Annotated in this window: 15 protein-coding genes; 11 read left to right on the forward strand and 4 right to left on the reverse strand. The window is 72.3% G+C overall.

Going from position 1 to position 16407, the window contains the following annotated elements; genetic code table 11:
• Positions 1-5: 5 nt before the first annotated feature.
• Genes QSK21_RS24665 through QSK21_RS24690 form a run of 6 tightly spaced genes read left to right on the forward strand, consistent with a single transcriptional unit; the run spans position 6 to position 6071 of the window.
• Positions 6-899 (forward strand): 3-hydroxyacyl-CoA dehydrogenase family protein, encoded by an 894-nt coding sequence (locus QSK21_RS24665; RefSeq protein ID WP_285699273.1) that lies wholly within the window; start codon positions 6-8, stop codon positions 897-899.
• Between the two features lie 12 nt (positions 900-911).
• On the forward strand, positions 912-1775 hold the full coding sequence (locus QSK21_RS24670) for a 3-hydroxyacyl-CoA dehydrogenase family protein (protein WP_285699274.1): 864 nt from the start codon (positions 912-914) through the stop codon (positions 1773-1775).
• Positions 1772-2569: an enoyl-CoA hydratase-related protein gene (locus QSK21_RS24675; RefSeq protein WP_285699275.1), complete on the forward strand. Its 798-nt coding sequence runs from the start codon at positions 1772-1774 to the stop codon at positions 2567-2569. Before QSK21_RS24670 ends, QSK21_RS24675 begins: the two co-directional genes overlap by 4 nt.
• Positions 2566-3537: an acyl-CoA dehydrogenase family protein gene (locus QSK21_RS24680; RefSeq protein ID WP_285699276.1), complete on the forward strand. Its 972-nt coding sequence runs from the start codon at positions 2566-2568 to the stop codon at positions 3535-3537. Before QSK21_RS24675 ends, QSK21_RS24680 begins: the two co-directional genes overlap by 4 nt.
• Positions 3530-5119: an AMP-binding protein gene (locus QSK21_RS24685; RefSeq protein ID WP_285699277.1), complete on the forward strand. Its 1590-nt coding sequence runs from the start codon at positions 3530-3532 to the stop codon at positions 5117-5119. Before QSK21_RS24680 ends, QSK21_RS24685 begins: the two co-directional genes overlap by 8 nt.
• A complete protein-coding gene (locus QSK21_RS24690; RefSeq protein ID WP_285699278.1) occupies positions 5100-6071 on the forward strand; it encodes an ornithine cyclodeaminase family protein in 972 nt (323 codons plus the stop codon). The genes QSK21_RS24685 and QSK21_RS24690 overlap by 20 nt, the downstream gene beginning before the upstream one ends.
• Positions 6072-6077: 6 nt before the next feature.
• Here the strand turns inward: QSK21_RS24690 and QSK21_RS24695 are convergent, their stop codons facing one another.
• Genes QSK21_RS24695 through QSK21_RS24710 form a run of 4 tightly spaced genes read right to left on the reverse strand, consistent with a single transcriptional unit; the run spans position 6078 to position 10375 of the window.
• Positions 6078-7457: an MmgE/PrpD family protein gene (locus tag QSK21_RS24695; RefSeq protein WP_285699279.1), complete on the reverse strand. Its 1380-nt coding sequence runs from the start codon at positions 7455-7457 to the stop codon at positions 6078-6080.
• Positions 7454-8323, reverse strand: a complete 870-nt coding sequence (locus QSK21_RS24700; RefSeq protein WP_285699280.1) for an ABC transporter permease — start codon at positions 8321-8323, stop codon at positions 7454-7456. Before QSK21_RS24700 ends, QSK21_RS24695 begins: the two co-directional genes overlap by 4 nt.
• 1 nt (position 8324) lies before the next feature.
• Positions 8325-9194: an ABC transporter permease gene (locus tag QSK21_RS24705; RefSeq protein WP_285699282.1), complete on the reverse strand. Its 870-nt coding sequence runs from the start codon at positions 9192-9194 to the stop codon at positions 8325-8327.
• Positions 9191-10375 carry an ABC transporter ATP-binding protein gene (locus QSK21_RS24710; protein WP_285699284.1) on the reverse strand — a complete coding sequence of 395 codons (1185 nt, stop codon included), beginning with the start codon at positions 10373-10375 and terminating at the stop codon, positions 9191-9193. Before QSK21_RS24710 ends, QSK21_RS24705 begins: the two co-directional genes overlap by 4 nt.
• A 162-nt stretch (positions 10376-10537) precedes the next feature.
• Here QSK21_RS24710 and QSK21_RS24715 point away from each other — a divergent pair, with 162 nt between their 5' ends.
• Genes QSK21_RS24715 through QSK21_RS24735 form a run of 5 tightly spaced genes read left to right on the forward strand, consistent with a single transcriptional unit; the run spans position 10538 to position 16396 of the window.
• Positions 10538-11623, forward strand: coding sequence for an ABC transporter substrate-binding protein (locus QSK21_RS24715; RefSeq protein ID WP_285699286.1), 1086 nt, complete (start codon positions 10538-10540; stop codon positions 11621-11623).
• The gene (locus tag QSK21_RS24720; protein WP_285699287.1) at positions 11620-12615 is read left to right on the forward strand and encodes an aldo/keto reductase; all 996 of its coding nucleotides are present in this window, start codon (positions 11620-11622) and stop codon (positions 12613-12615) included. Before QSK21_RS24715 ends, QSK21_RS24720 begins: the two co-directional genes overlap by 4 nt.
• Positions 12616-12629: 14 nt before the next feature.
• A complete protein-coding gene (locus QSK21_RS24725; RefSeq protein ID WP_285699288.1) occupies positions 12630-14174 on the forward strand; it encodes an aldehyde dehydrogenase family protein in 1545 nt (514 codons plus the stop codon).
• The gene (locus QSK21_RS24730; protein ID WP_285699290.1) at positions 14171-14923 is read left to right on the forward strand and encodes an SDR family NAD(P)-dependent oxidoreductase; all 753 of its coding nucleotides are present in this window, start codon (positions 14171-14173) and stop codon (positions 14921-14923) included. The genes QSK21_RS24725 and QSK21_RS24730 overlap by 4 nt, the downstream gene beginning before the upstream one ends.
• Before the next feature lie 9 nt (positions 14924-14932).
• Positions 14933-16396: an aldehyde dehydrogenase family protein gene (locus tag QSK21_RS24735; protein WP_285699291.1), complete on the forward strand. Its 1464-nt coding sequence runs from the start codon at positions 14933-14935 to the stop codon at positions 16394-16396.
• The last annotated feature ends 11 nt before the right edge of the window (positions 16397-16407 follow it).

Consider the following 16407-nt stretch of genomic DNA (forward strand, 5'->3'; position numbering starts at 1 on the left):
GGAACATGGAGCCGGTCATCGATCCGGCCGCGATCACGACGGTCGGTGTCCTGGGCGCCGGCACGATGGGCTCGGGCATCGCGACCGTCGTCGCCCGCGCCGGGCTTGAGGTGATCCTGATCGACAACGATGACGGCGCGCTCGCCCGCGGTCTCGAGAAGGTCCGCGCGTTCCTCGATCGAAGCGTCTCCTTGGGCAAGCTTCCCAGCCGTACCCGCGACGCGGCGTTGCGCTCGCTGCGCGGCACCACCGACCTCGGGCTCCTGGCGGACGCGGACGTGGTCGTGGAGGCGATCGTCGAGGACACGGCGGCGAAGGCGGGCGCGTTCGGCGCGCTGGACGACGTCTGCCGGCCGTCCACGCTGTTCCACACCAACACCTCGACGCTTCCGGTCACCGCGATCGCCGCCGGCTCCAAGCACCCGCGCCGCGTCGTGGGAACCCACTACTGCAACCCCGCGCCGCTGATGTCCTTGGTCGAGGTCGCGGCCGGTCGGCGTACCGCGCCCGAGGCGGTGGCCGCGAGCGAGGCATTCCTGCGGCGGGTCGGCAAGACCACCGTTCGCACCAAGGACACCCCCGGGTTCATCGTCAACCGATTCCTCATCCCGTTCGAGAACGACTGCATCCGCGCGCTGGAGGCGGGGCTGGGCACCGTCGAGTCCATCGACCTGGCCGTCACCGGCGCGCTGCGTCACCCGATGGGACCGTTCACCCTGCTGGACATCGTCGGCCTGGACATCCACCGTGCGGTGTCGCTGCGACTGTACGAGCAGTTGCGGGACCCGAGGTTCGCGCCGCCGCCGCTGGTCGAGGCGATGATCAGCGCCGGGACGCTCGGCCGCAAGACCGGCCGGGGCTTCTACGGCTACTCCGACGACCGCGCGTTCGGCGCATGAAGGGAGGCCACGATGGCGGACGACGGTAGGCCCGTCGGGGTGGTCGGGTTCGGCGCGATGGGCTCGGGCATCGCCACGGTGTGCGCGGCGGCCGGTCACACGGTCGTGGCGGTCGACACCACCTGGGCGGCGCTCGATGCCGGCCTGCGGCGGCAGCGCGACTTCCTCGCCGGCTCGGTCGAGCGCGGCAAGATCACCGAGGCGGAGCGGGACGCGACGCTCGGCCGGATCACGCGCGGCACCGAGCTCGCGGCGCTGGCCGACGCGCGACTGGTCATCGAGGCGGTGGTGGAGCGGGCCGACGTCAAGCACGAGCTGGTCGGCCGGCTCGGCACGGTGCTCGCGCACGACGCCGTGCTCGCCACCAACACCTCGGCGCTGTCGGTCACCGGTCTGGCCCGCCACGCCCCGGACCCGGAACGCGTGGCAGGGCTGCACTTCTTCAATCCTCCCCAGCTCATGCCGCTCGTCGAGGTGGTCCGCGCTCTCCAGACCGGCGATTCCACCGTCCAGACCCTGGTGGAGTTCGCCGAGTCGCTCGGCAAACGGCCGGTCGTGGTGCCCGACAGGCCGGGCTTCCTGGTGAACAGGCTGCTCATGCCGTACCTCAACGACGTCGTCCAGGCATACGACGACGGGCTCGCCTCGGCCGCCGACCTGGATACCGCGATCCGCCTCGGGCTCGGTCACCCGATGGGCCCGCTGGAGTTGCTGGACCTCATCGGCGTCGATGTGCATCTGCACGCCACCACGGCCGCCTACGACGCGACGCGCGACCCTCGCTTCGCACCGCCGCCGCTGCTGACCAGGATGGTCGAGGCCGACCGGCTCGGAGCCAAATCGGGACGCGGTTTCCGCGAAGGAGCCGGAGAATGACCTCCACCTCCACCTCCAGCCCCGGCTACACCGACATCGTCGTCGAACCCGGTGTGATCACCACGATCACCATCAACCGGCCCGGCCAGGGCAACAAGTTCCGCGCCCGCACCGCGATCGAGCTGGCCGACGCACTGCGGGCCTTCCGTGACAGCGCGTCCGCGCGGGTCGCCGTGCTGACCGGGGCGGGCGAGCGTTTCTTCTGCATCGGCGGTGAGCACGAGCCGCCGACGTCCACCGCGCCGGCGGCGGCGATGCCGATCGTGGACGTCTACGAACTCCTGGACACCAGCCCCAAGCCGGTGATCGCGGCGGTCAACGGGTACGCCGTGGGCGGCGGCAACGTCCTCGCGCTGGCCTGCGACCTGACCATCGCCGCCGATCACGCGGTGTTCCGTCAGGTCGGCCCGATGGTCGGCAGCTTCGACGCCGGCTACGGCACCTGGCTGCTCGAAGAGACCGTGGGACGCAAGCGCGCCAAGGAGATCTGGTACCTCAACCGCAAGTACACCGCGCGGGAGGCGCTGCGGATCGGTCTGATCAACGAGATCGTCCCGATCGCCGGACTCGCCGCGAGGGCGCGGGACCTGGCGACCGAGCTGTCCCGCCGCTCACCCGCCGCGCTGGCCGCGCTCAAGGCCGCGTTCTCCGCGCGTCACAGCGGGATCGCCGGGCAGGCACGGCTCGCCCACGATCAGCTATTGACGTTCTACCTGCACACGGAGGAGGCCACCGAGATGTCGGCGGCGTTCACCGAGCGGCGTGCGCCCGATTCCGGGAGGTTCTACCGATGAGCGCGCCCCCGAGCCCCCCGTCCAGCGTCCCTTGGACACCGCGGGTCGGCACCGACCGCCGAGACGTGCTGGACCTGGCCGCCTCGCTGGCCGCCGACCTGCGCGCGTCGCCGGACCGGAAGGTGCTGGACGAGGTGGGCGCGTTCACCATGGGCGTCCCAGAGGAACTCGGTGGCGGCGGCGCGGATCCCGGCACCACGCTGCTCGCCCTGCAACGACTGGCTACCGGGTCGGCCGCGGCGACCCTGCCGGTCGTGCATGCGCACGCGGCCTCCCTGCTCGGAGAGGTGCCCGATGGGCCGGTGCTGGTGCTGCCGGCCCGCGGCGTCGTGGCCGAACACGGAGACGGCGGCTGGACGCTCTCCGGCACGATCGCACGGGCCGACCTGGAGAGCCCGCAGTGCAAGGTGGTGCTCGCCGAGCGAGAGCGGGCCTTCGCGTTCACGGCGGACGAGGCGGTGATGACCCCGCTCGGCGCGCGTACCGGCCTGCCCGGTCCGGCCTCCGTCCGGCTCACGCTCGACGCGGTCACCGCACGGCGGCTCCCTGCCGCGGACACCGCGCCGGCCATGCGACTGCTGCTGCTCGGCCACGCCGCGGTGGCCGCCGGCGTGCACGAGGCGGCGCAGTCGGCCGCCCGGCGCTACACCGCGGAACGGGTGCAGTTCGGCGTGCCGATCGCCGCCCACGACGCGGTCCGCGCCGAACTCGACGGCCTGGCCGACCGCCTGTCCACGACCATCGCCGGCCTGGTGACGCTCGCCGAGGAGCCCACCGCGTCGGCCCCGGCGCGGTCCCTGCTTCGCCGGGCGGTGCGCGACTGCGTCGCCGCCTGCCGGATCGCGCTGGCCCTGCACGGCGGTTACGGATACCTGACGGAGTTCCCGGTCGCCGGGCTCCTCCGCGACGCCGTCTCGCTGCGCGCGCTCGCCGCGTGCCTCGATCACGAGGAGAACGGGCATGCCTGATCCCGGAACTTTGAGGACGCTGCTCTCCGAGTCCGCGGCCCGCCACCCCGGCAGGGTGGCGGCGATCGACACGGTGGCGGGGGAGGCCGTCGGCGGCCTGACCTATGCCGAACTGGACGAGCGAGCCGGCCGCTACGCCGCCGGGCTCGCCGACTTGGGGGTCGGTGCCGGGGACACGGTCGCCGTCCTCCTGCCCAACGGCGCCGACTACGCGGCGCTGGTGTTCGCGATCGCCGAACTCGGGGCCGTGTACACCGGGGTGCCCATCGCCTACGGGCCGGCCGAGATCGAGTCCATCCTGGCGGGCGGCCGTGCCTCCGTGCTCGTGCACGCCGACCGGTTCCGCCGGCACGACCTGCGCGCCACGGTCGCCGCGATGCGCTCCCGGTTGCCGCACCTGCGTTCGGTCGTGGTCGCGGACCGGACGCCGATCGCCGATCTGGATCGGCCTCGCCGTCCCGCACCGGCGGTCGCCCCGGAGAGCATCGTGCACATCGGATTCACGTCCGGCACCACCGGGGCGCCCAAAGGCGTCCTCAACAGCCACCGTACGCTCCGAACGGTGATCCGCGAGTGGGTGGAGCACGTGGGTGCCGATGTGCTCGGCACGCCACCGGTCAACCTTGTCGCCTCCCCGATGGGGCATCACACCGGGTTCGTATGGGGTGCGCTGTGCACGGCCTATCTCGGTGGGACCGCCGTCTACCTCGACCACTGGCGGCCGGACCATGCCGCCACGGCGATCGCCCGGCATGGCGTCACCGCGTTGTTCGGTGCCCCCGTGTTCCTCCAGGACCTGCTTCACGCAGGCGCGCCCAAAGGGCTGCGGGCCGTGGTGGTGGCGGGCGCGCCCGTGCCTCGCTCGCTTCCCGCGCTCGCTTCCGAACGGCTCGGCGTTCAGGTGCTGCCGGCATGGGGCATGACCGAATACGCGATCGGCATCTCCTGGACGCCGCGGCTCTCCGGCGGTGTTCCGCACAGCGACGGGTGGCCTGTTCCCGGCTGCGAAGTGCGGATCGTACGCGCCGACGGCACGCCCTGCGTGCCCGGCGAAACCGGCGAGCTTCACATCCGGGGCGCGGGGCTTTTCGCCGGCTACCTCGACCGGCCGGACGCGGAGACCTTCCCCGATGGCTGGTTCCGTACCGGCGACACCGCGCTGTGGCACCAGGACGGGTCGATCTCCTTGCAGGGCAGGGACAAGGACATCGTCATCCGGGGCGGGGAGAACATCCCGGCCGTCCGGGTCGAGAGCGCGCTGCTCGACCACCCCGCCGTGGCGGAGGCCGCGGTGATCGGCGTACCCCACGAACGGCTTGGAGAGGTGGCGTGCGCGGTGCTCGTCACCGAGGGCCCGCGCCCGGACCTGCGGGAGATCGGGGAGTTCCTGCGCTCGTGCGGGCTGTCGACGCACTGGCTGCCCGAGCGGCTGGAGATCGTGGACGCCTTGCCCAGAACGCCCAGCGGCAAGATCCGCAAGGTGGAACTGCGGGAGCGGTTCGGCGGTGCACGGGCCGGAGGGGAGCGGGCCGGAGGGGAGCGGGCCGGAGGGGAGCGGGCGGATGCCGCTGCTGCTGACTGACGCGGAATGCAGCCGGCTGGTCGGGATGGCCGACGCGGTGGCGGCGGTCAAGGACGCCTATGAGGGCCTTGCCACCGGGCGTTCGGTGCTCGCCGACCGGATGATCGTGCGCATGCCGACCGGCTGGATGCGGGTTCTGCCCGGTGCCCTCCCCGGACGGGACGTGTTCGGCTACAAGGAGTTCCACCTTGTGGGCGGCGCGGTTCGGCACACCACGTTCCTGTACGGGGCCACCGACGGCCGGTTGCGGGCCGTGCTCGACAGCGGCCACCTCACCGGATTGCGCACCGGTGCCACGGCGGCGCTCGCCGCCGACCTCCTCGCCCCCGAGCGGGTGGAGACGGTGGCGGTGATCGGCTCGGGCAAGGAGGCCGCGGCGCAGCTCGCGGCGCTGCTGGTGGTCAGACGGCCGGAGGCGGTACGGGTGTTCAGTCCCAACCCCGCGCGGCGGGCGGACTTCGCCGACCGGATGACCCGGGAGCTCGGCGTCGGGGTGCGGGCGGTCGGCAGCCTGCCCGCCGCGTGCGCGGGCAGTCAGGTGGTGCTGGTGGCGACCAGGTCACACGGCACACCGGTGCTGAGGGCGGCGGACGTGCCACCTGGCGCGCATGTCAGCTCGATCGGCTCGACCCTGCCCGAGCAGCGCGAGCTGGCCTCCGACGTCTTCGCCGCCGCGGCGAGGATCCTGGTGGACACTCCGCAGCAGCTCACCGAGGCGGGTGACCTGCTCGCGGCCCGCGCGGACGGCGCGATCACCGGCGACCGGGTGACGGAGCTGGGAGCGCAGGCCGCCGCGCCGGTGCCGGTGCGCGCCCCCGGAGAGATCACGGTGTTCAGCTCCCTCGGCACCGGCTTGCAGGATGTGGCGCTCGCGGAGGTGGCCTGCCGGAAGGCCGAGGCCGTGCACGGCGGTCGTGCCCTGCCCGACCTGGCCGCCGCGCGCGTTCTGTGAGATCCGCTAACGACGTACGAGCAGGGACACCAGGTCACGGACGTGATCCAGCTCCTCCAGCCTGGAGACCGCGTCCAGGATGTCGTCCACCTGCTCCCGCGGGTAGGCGAGCGTGGCCAGCTCGGTGAACCGGGCGAAGAACCGGTCGTCGTCGAGTTCGTTGCCGGGATCGCCGGCCGGTGTCCGCACCTCGCTCGTCAGCGTCCGGCCGTCGCGCAGCCGTACCTCAAGGCGCGCCGGGTACTGCCTGGGGTAGAGCACGTCCAACTCCGGGTCGACGGTCACCGTGGTCGCCGCCGCGATCGCGCGTACCTCGGGCCGCGCGATGCTTTCCGGTGTGAACTGGTCGAGCAGCGCGGCGCCGTCCGCCAAGGCCACCGCGACCGCGAAAGGCAGCGAGAACTGCGCGTCCACCACGGTCCGCGGCGCCGCCTTCGCCTCCGCCGGCCGGGCCACGAACGGCAGGCCGTGCGCGAACGTGTGGACGAGGACGGACTCGACCTCCTCAAGGGTGCCGACGCGGGGACGCAGCGCCAGGGCGGCGTCGATCGCGCTGTGGCAGTACCGCGAGCACGCGTACGGTTTGGTCACCGAGCCGAGGATCTCGTAACGGTCGCCTATGCCGTCGAGCACCGCCGCGGCGTCGGCGGCATCGCCCGCGTAGGCGGCGAGCCAGCCGTGCCGCCCTTCCAGTACATGTGGTGCCCCGGTGAAGCCGGCGTCGGCGAGCAGCGCCGCGCTCGTTCCCGCGTGGGCCGCCCATCCCGGGTTGAACCGCTTGCTCCACGTTCCGTCCGCGGTGCCTTCGATCAGGCCGGCGGACTGGCAGCCGGCCAGCCCGATGGCGTGCGCGACCCGGTCGGATGACAGTCCCAGCGCGCGTGCGGCGGCCGCCGCCGCTCCGAAGGCGCCGTTGGTCCCCGACGGCTGAAAGCCCTTGCCGAGCAGCACTCCCGGCCGTACCGCCCGTGCCGTCCGCACATAGACCTCGTATCCGGCGACGATCGCGGCCAGCAGACCGGCGCCGCTCGTCCCGGCGAGCTCGGCGGCGGCGAGCGCGGCCGGCACGGTGGGCGTGCCGACATGGCCGACGCGGGCGCTGTGGTCGTCGTCGATCTCCAGGCAGGATCCCGCGACGCCGTTGGCGAACGCGATGAGCGGGGCAGGCGCCCGGTCCCCGAGCACGATCACCGTCGCCTCGCCCGCGCCGCCCGCGCGGGTCGCGTAGCCGGTGGCGATGCGCGCGGGCGCCTCCCGGTCGAACGCGGGCGCGGTGGCCGCCACGAAGTCCAGCAACCTGCGCTTGGCCTCGGCCACCACGTCGGGCGGCAGCGTGGTGGCGTCCAGCCCGGCGACATGCCGGGCCAGCTCCTGAGCAAGGGTCATCGACCGTCCCTCTCCTTGATACCGAAGGCCCTTCCGATACCGATGAGCCGGCCGATCACCGTGACGATGAGGAAACCGGCGCACAGCAGCACGCTGCCTCCGGCGGCGATGAACGGACCGACCTCCCCCTCCAGGTAGCCGAGCAGCCGCACCGGCATGTTCGTGCTGGTCGGCGAGTTGATGAACAGCGCGATCGCGGCGTCGTCGAAGCTGGTGGAGAAGCCGAGGACGAACGCCACGGCCAGCCCCGATCGCAGCGCGGGGAGCGTCACCCGCCACCCGACCTGGTACGGGCGGGCGCCGAGTGACATCGCGGCGCGCTCCACGCCCGTGTCGAGGCCCTGGATCGCCCCCATCAGCGAGCGCACCGAGAACGGCAGCACCAGGACGAGCTGCGCGAAGGCCAGCGTGACGGTGCTGAAGGGGATGCCGAGACGGATGTAGACGACGTAGAGTGCCGCCCCGAGCGCGATGTGCGGGATCATCAGTGGCAGCAGCATCGCCGCGGCCAGCCCGTGGTTGACGCCCCTGCGGGACCGGACGATCGCGAGCGCCACCAGGAGCCCGAGCACGCATCCCGTCAGTCCGGCGAGGACCGCGGACGCGAAGCTCACCCACAGCGACTGGACGGCTTCGGCATCGCCGAACAGCCGCCGGTAGGGGTCGAGCGTCCACCCGCTCGGCGGGAACCGGAAGAACGGCTGGTCCCCGAAGGAGGCGCCCATGATGGTGACCAGCGGCGCCAAGACGAAGACGCCGATCGCCACCAGCCATAGGCACAGCGCGACCCGGCCCGCCCGCCGGGCGGTGCGCCGCCTCGGGGGCGCGGCCGGGGCGGTCGCCGGACGGTCGATCGTCGCGGTCATCTCACACGGCTCCCAGTCCGATGCGCTCCACCCGGTCCCGCGACCGGCGCGAGATCCGCTGCGCGGCCAGGGCCGTGGTCAGGCAGCCGGCGATCAGCAGTACCGACAGCGCGGCGGCGAGCGGCAGGTTGAACGACGCGGTGCTCTCCTGGAAGATCGCGCGGGCGATGGTGTACACGCGCCCGCCGCCCAGGATCGTGGGGATCGAGTAGGACGCCGCCGCCAGGCTGAAGGTGACCAACAGGCTGGACGCCAGCCCGGGCGCGGAGAGCGGCACCACCACGCGGAGCGTGGTGCGCACTGGGCCCGCGCCCAGGCTCGCCGCGGCCCGTGTGGTCGACGGGTTGATCGCGTCGAGGCTCCCGAGGATCAGGAGCACCGAGTAGGGCAGCAGCACGTGCACCAGCCCGATGATCACAGCGGTCCTGCCGAAGCCGATCTCGGCGGCGTCCAGGCCGAGCAGTGTCGCGGTCTGGCTCAGCAGCCCGCCACGGCCGATCGTGGTCAGCCAGCCATAGGCCCGTACCACCGAGCTGACCAGCATCGGCGCGATGATGATCAACGTCATCACGGTGCGGATCCGGCCGCCGGCCCGCCACAGGGTGAGGCTCACCGCCGCGCCGAGCGCGGTCGCGAGCACGGCGGCCACCAGCGACAGCCACAGCGTCGTCGCCCAGATCCCGGTGAAGCCGCCGTCGGTGAGCGCGAGCTGGTACTGACCGGTCGTCCAGCCGGGGTCGGGGTCCGCCAGCGTCACCGTGCCGGTGAGGCTCGCGTGGATCTGCTCGGCGATCGAGCCCGCGAACAGCAGCCCGTACACGGCGAGCGGCGCGGCGAGCAGCAGGAGCACCGTGCGCCGCCGGAGCATCATGACGCCCTACTTTCCTGGGGGGACGACCCCCCGGCGCGAACAGACGGCTCTTCCGGCAGGAACACCGCGTCGCTTCCCGACCAGGTGACCGACAACGTGTCGCCCACCTGGTGCGCCTGGCCCGTGCCGAGCGTCTTGTACCAGATCTGCTGGCCGCGGGCGTCGAGGCGGTAGGTCACGGTCTCACCGAGGTAGGACACGTCCTCGACCGTCGTGCTCACCGTCGCGTCGCCGGTGGCCGACCGGACGTACTCGGGCCTGATGAATACCTGCCCCTCCTGACCTGGCCTGATGCCCGGTACGGTGGTGGTCGCGTCCGTGTGGATCGCCCGGTCCGGCAGGGTCACCCTGGCCTTGATGGTCGTGCCTGGACCGACGTGTTCGACCGTCGCGGGGAGGAACGTGCCCTCGCCTATGAACTCGGCGGCCTGCCGGGACACCGGCAGCCGGTAGAGCCGCTCGGGTGAGCCGACCGTGACGAGGTCACCGGAGAACATCAGGCCGACCCGGTCGCAGACGGCGAACGCCTCACTCTGGTCATGGGTGACCAGGACGGTGGTGACGCCGGCCTCGCGAAGGATTCGCTTGAGTTCCACCCGCATGTCCGCGCGCAACCGGGCGTCGAGGTTGGACAGCGGTTCATCCAGCAGGATGAGAGCGGGGTCGACGGCCAGTGCCCGGGCGATCGCGACGCGCTGCTGCTGGCCGCCGGAGAGCTGACCGGGGTACGCATCGGCGTGCCCGGCCAGGCCGACCAGTTCCAGGAGGCCGGCGACCTTCTCGCGGGTCGCGGGTTTCGGCATGCGCCGGATCCGGGGCCCGAACGCGACGTTCTCCGCCGCGGTCAGGTGGGGGAACAGGGCGTAGTTCTGGAACACCAGGGCGACGCCGCGGCGATAGGGCGGAACGTCGTTGACCACCGCACCGTCGATGGCGATGGTGCCGGCGCTCGGCTCCAGGAAGCCGCCGAGCAGGTTGAGCGTGGTGGATTTGCCGCAGCCGGACGGGCCGAGGAGGCCGAACATCTCGCCTCGTGGAATCGACAGGTCCAGCCCGCGCACCACGGGGTCGGCCCGGCCGGTGAACGTCTTGCTCAGCCCTTGGATCTCGACATGCGGTTCCCCTGCCGGCGAACTCCTGTTGCCGAAGCGGGGCCGCTCGACGGTGTGTTGCTCGGTCATGACGTTCCCTTTACGGCTGTGGCAACGGGGTAGCGGCAGAGTGGCATGTCTGCTACCAGACAGTCAACTGTCAGACAGATAGTATTTTTTTCGGTCTGACAGTTGACAGCCTGACCGTGCGGTGCTCATGCTTCTCCGCAGCACAACCAAGGAGGCGGCGCCATGCTGGAACAGCGGAGAAGACGGACCGGCGCATGTGTCGCGACGGGTGTCGCGCTGGCGGTCATCGTGTCCGGTTGCGGGAGCGGGGCGGGATCGGCCGGGGGCGGTCGCGAGGACCGGCTCGTCGTGGCGGCGGTCGGCAGCCAGCTCGGCACCGCGTACAAGCAGATTCTCCAGGACTTCGGCCGCGAGCGCGGCGTCAAGGTCACCTACTTCGAGTCCTCGGTCCCCACCACCCTGACCAAGCTGGGCGCCCAGGTCCCCGCGGGCAAGGTCCAGTTCGACGTCGCCATGCTCAACGACCAGGCGGGCGCGGAGGCGAAGGTCCGGCGCCTCACCCAGCCCCTTGATCCGGCCAAGGTGCCCAATCTCAAGCTGCTGCCCGACTACGCCAAGCCCGCCTCCATCGACGGCCCGCTGACCGCGCTCAGCCTGCTCGGCATCGCCTACTCGCCCAAGCAGTTCCGCGCGAACGACTGGGCGCCGCCCACCCGGTGGGAGGACTTCACCGACCCCAAGTACGGCAACTGCGTGATCCCGCCGGACCCGGTCAACGCGGGCTCGGGAGTGGTGGCCCTGGCCCTGGTGAACAAGGCCCTCGGCGGTGACTACGGCGCCATCGACGCCACGGTCGAACGGCTGCGCCCGTCGGCCAAGAAGGTCCCCGCCGTCACCGGCAACCTGGCCCAGACGCTCCAGATGATGTCGCAGGGCACCGCCTGCATGGGCCTGGGCACCCAAGGCGTCGCGCTCGAGGCCCGCGCCGAGGGCACCGACCTGGCCTTCGTCGCCCCGAAGGGCAACTCCGCGGTCGGCCTGCCGCTGGTCGTCCCGAAGGGCGCGGCCCACCCCAACCTCGCCCAGGACTTCATCAACTACGTGCTCGGCGCCAAGGCACAACAGGTGATCGTCGACCGTGCGCTCTGGGCGCCGGTGCGGCCCGGGGTGAAGGGCACGGTCCCGCTCGCGGGCGAGATCATCGGCCCGGACCGGTTCGCCGACCACGACGTGCGGCCGATCCCGCCGACGGTGTTCGCCGACACCGCCGGTTGGGGCCGCAAGTTCTCCGAGCTGTTCGGACGGTGACCGTGCTCCCCCGGATGCCGATCGGCGGGCAGGGCCTCACCGGGCCGGTGCTCGGTCTCGGCTGCATGGCCCTGTCCGTCTACTACGGCGGCGACACCGCCGCCGCCGACCCGGAACGGGTGATCGGCGCCGCCCTCGACGCCGGAGTCACCCTGCTGGACACCGCGGACGCCTACGGCTGGGGAGAGAACGAACGGGTCGTCGGCCGGGCCATCGCCGGACGGCGCGACGAGGTGGTGCTGTCCACCAAGTTCGGCCGCGCTCACCCCGACCGGGCCGAGCGCGACGTGACCGTCGGGCGGCCCGAGTACGTGGCGCGGGCCTGCGAGGAGTCCTTGCGCCGGCTGGACGTCGACCACATCGACGTCTACATCTACCACCGCGTCGATCCGACCGTGCCGGTCGAGGACACCGTCGGTGCGCTGGCCGCCTTGGTGGACGCCAGCAAGGTCCGGTTCATCGGGCTCTCCGAAGTCGGCCCCGAGACGGTTCGCCGGGCGCACGCCGTGCATCCGCTCTCCCTCGTGCAGAACGAGTTCTCGCTGCTGACGCGCGAGCCGGAGCGGACGCTGCTCCCGGTGCTCCGCGAACTCGGGATCACGCTCGTCGCCTACAGCCCGCTGCACCGCGGCCTGCTGGCCGGGCACGTCCGGTCGGCGGCCGATCTCGCCGACGGCGACTGGCGCGGCACGTCGCCGCGGTTCCAGGGCGGCAACCTGCGGGCCAACCTCGCGCTGGTCGAGCGGCTCCGGCCGATCGCGGCACGGTACGACCTCAGTCTCGCCCAGCTCGCGCTCGGCTGGGTGATGGCCACGGAGGCGCTGCCGCTCCAGGGCGCCACCACCGTGGGGCAACTGAGGGAGAACGTCGCGGCCGCGAACGTCACCCTGCCGCCCGAGGTCATCACCCAATTGGACCGGGCCATGCCGGTCGGCGCGGCCGCGGGCGAGCGGGCCGACCCCGGCTATCTGAGGCACGTGCTGGCACGCTGAACGAGAGGAACCGGATGAGCCTCAGCCTCACCGACCGTTACGCCCGTGACCGGGTGCCTTCCGCCGGGCGCCTACTGATCGGCGGGCACTGGCGGGACCCCTATAGCGACGCGCGATGGCGGCACGTCAACCCGGCCAGCGGTGAGCACCTCACCGACGTCGCCGTCGCCGGGAAGCGCGACGTGGACGACGCGGTGCGCGCGGCGCGGCAGGCGTTCGACGAGGGTCCATGGCCGGGGATGCGGCCTCGGGAACGCCATCGGATCCTGCTCGACCTGGCAAGCTCGTTCGAGCGGCACGCCGAGGAGATCAGCCGGCTACAGACTTTCGACAACGGGATGCCGATCGCCCGCAGCCGCCGCTACCGCAGCTCCGCGGCGTTCGGCGCCGACCTGGTGCGGTACTACGCCGGCTGGTCGGACAAGCTCACCGGCGAGACCTTCCCGCCGTTCACCGACGACGACCGGATGCAGTTCATGAGCTTCCGCGAGCCGGTCGGCGTGGTCGCGGCGATCATTCCCTGGAACGCTCCGGTGCTCCAGTTCGCCAACAAGGTCGCACCGGCGCTCGCCGCGGGCTGCACCATGGTGCTCAAGCCGTCCGAACACGCCTCGCTCGCGGCGCTGCGGCTGGCCGAGCTGATCGGTGAGAGCGACCTGCCGCCCGGCGTGTTCAACCTGGTCACCGGCACCGGCCGGGAGACCGGCGCGCCGCTGGCCGAGCACCCGGGGGTGGACAAGATCGCCTTCACCGGCGGCCGGGCGGCCGGCGCGTCGATGCTGCACGCCGCCGCCGGCGGCATCAAGCGGGTCACCCTCGAACTGGGCGGCAAGAGCCCGGCGCTGGTGTTCCCCGACGTCCCGGACCTCACCGCCGCCGCCGCGGAGATCGCCTCGGTCGTCTTCCACGGGATGTCCGGGCAGACCTGCTCGGCGCAGACCCGCGCACTCGTGCACGCCGACGTCCACGACGCCTTCGTCGCCGAGCTGATACGGCAGGCGGAGCTGGTGCGACACGGCGACCCGTTCGACGAGACGACCACCGCCTCGCCGATCATCAACGCCCGGCAGCTCGCCCACGTCGAGTCCTGCCTGGACAAGGCGATCGCGGAGGGCGCCCGCCCGGTGCTGCGCGGCGAGCGGCTCGGCGGTGAGCTGGCCGCCGGTCACTGGATGTCGCCGACCGTTCTCGTGGACGCGGACAACACGGGCCACATCGCGCGGACCGAGGTGTTCGGCCCGGTGATCAGCGTCCTCCCGTTCCGCACCGAGGACGAGGCCGTGGCGCTGGCCAACGATTCCGACTACGGGCTCGCCGCGGGCGTGTACACCGCGGACAACGCCCGCACGATGCGGCTGGCGCGCCGGCTGCGGGCCGGCACGGTCGGCGTGAACGGCTACTCCTTCATGCCGAACTCGCCGTTCGGCGGGATGAAGACCTCCGGGCTCGGGCGGGAGGGCGGCCGTCCGGCGATCGAGGCGTACCTGGAGACCAAGACCGTGATGCTGGCCGTGGATCCGGCCGAGCCTGCCCCATCCATCACAAGGGAGTCCCGATGAACGATTTCGACGGGCTTGCCGCCATCGTGTCCGGCGCGGGTTCGGGGATCGGCCAGGCGACCGCGGCCGAGCTCGCCGAGCGCGGTGCGCGCGTCGCCGGCCTCGACGTGGAGCCGGACGGCATCCCCGAAGGGGTGCTCGCGCTGAAGGCGGATCTGACGAGCCAGCAGGAGGTCGACGTCGCCGTGGCCGAGGCGGTGGGCGCGTACGGCCGGCTCGACGTGCTGGTCAACAACGCCGGGATCGGCGCGACCGGGACCGTGGAGGACAACGACGACGCGGAGTGGCTGCGGGTCTACGACGTGAACGTGCTGAGCATGGTGCGTATGGCGCGGGCCACGTTGCCGCACCTGCGCCGGTCGCCCTCGGCCGCCGTGGTCAACGTCGCCTCGCTGTACGCGACCACAGGGATGCCCAAGCGCGCCTGCTACTCGGCGAGCAAGGGCGCCGTCATGGCGCTGAGCCTGGCGATGGCGGCCGACCTCGCCGCAGAGCGGATCCGGGTCAACTGCGTGTGCCCGGGCTCCACCGACACGCCATGGGTGCGGCGGCTGCTCGCCGGCGCGCCCGACCCCGACCGGGCCCGAGCCGAGGGAGCGGCCCGGTTGCCGCTCGGCCGCCGCGGCGAGCCGGAGGAACTGGCCTACGCCATCGCGTTCTGCGCCTCCCCGCGCAACGCCAACATGACCGGCGCCGTGATCGGGGTGGACGGCGGGATGTCCACGCTGCGCCTGCCCGTCAACAGCTGAGAGGTGATCGTGACCCGTCCATCGGAGATCTCCGTAGAAGAGCCGGACCCGGCCGACCGGACCTGGACGCTCGTCGTGGGCGGCCGTCGCCCGGCCACGGCGCGCACTTACGCCACGGTCAGCCCCACCGACCAGCGCACGGTCGCGAACGTGCCGGACGCCGACGCGACGGACGTGGACGCGGCGGTGCGGGCCGCCGTGGCGGGGTACCAGGAGTGGCGGCGGACCTCGTTGCGCGAGCGGGCCGACGTGGTACGCGCGATGGCCGCCCGGGTGCGCCGGCACTCCGGGGAACTGGCCATACTCGACGCGCTCGACGTCGGCAACCCGGTCAGCAGGACCCGCGCTTCGCTGTTACGGGCCAGTGAGGGCATGGAGTTCTTCGCCGACGCGGCATTCGCGCTACGCGGCGAGACCTACCCCGTGTCGGCCAACCTGCACTACAGCACGCGTGAGCCCTACGGCGTGGTCGCCCGGATCACCGCGTACAACTCCCCGGCGTTCTTCGCCGCGCTCAAGATCGCTCCGGTGCTGATGGCCGGTAACGCGCTCGTGCTCAAGGCCCCCGATCCGGCGCCGCTGTCCGCCTTGCGACTGGGCGAGCTGCTCGACGACCTCGTGCCGCCCGGCGTGCTCAACGTGGTCACCGGCACCGGCCCGGTCGCCGGTGCCGCGCTCGCCGAGCACCCGGACGTGCCGCGGATCTCGTTCATCGGCAGCGAGACGACCGGCCGGGCGGTGCAGAGCCGGGCCGCCCAGGGCGGGGTCAAGGACGTGACGTTGGAGCTGGGCGGCAAGAACCCCATGCTGGTGTTCCCGGACGCCGACCCGGCGGCGGTCGCGGCCGCCGCGGCGAACCTGTTCACCGCGGCGTCCGGCCAATCGTGCGGCTCGCCGTCACGGCTGCTGGTGCACGCCTCGCTCGCCGCCGAGATCGCCGAGCGTCTTGCCGAACACGCCCGCGAGCTGCGGCTCGGCGACCCGCTCGACCCCGACACCCAGATGGGCCCGGTGGTCTCCCGCGAGCATCAGCGGCGCATCCTCGACCTGGTCGCCGCGTCCGAGGGCACGTTGCTCACCGGTGGGTGCGCACCGGCCGATCCCGAACTCGCGAAGGGCAACTTCGTGGCGCCGACGGTCCTGGCCGACGTCCCCGCGAGCTCACCCGCCTTCACCGAGGAGATCTTCGGCCCGGTACTGACCGTCACCTCATGGGAGTCCGAGACGGAGGCGTTGCGCCTCGCCAACGACACGCGCTACGGACTGACCGCCAGCGTGTGGACGTCGAACATCAACCGCGCCCACCGCGTGGCCGCCGCACTCGAAGCGGGCTACATCTGGGTCAACGGCGCCGGCCCTCATTTCTGGGGCGTCCCGTTCGGTGGCCATAAGGCATCTGGAGTGGGCCGCGAGGAGGCGATCGACGAGCTCATCTCCTTCACCCAGACCAAGTCCGTCACGGTGCTGCTTTGACCACGGCGAGT

This window comes from Actinomadura sp. NBRC 104412, assembly GCF_030269515.1.
Taxonomy (GTDB): domain Bacteria; phylum Actinomycetota; class Actinomycetes; order Streptosporangiales; family Streptosporangiaceae; genus Spirillospora.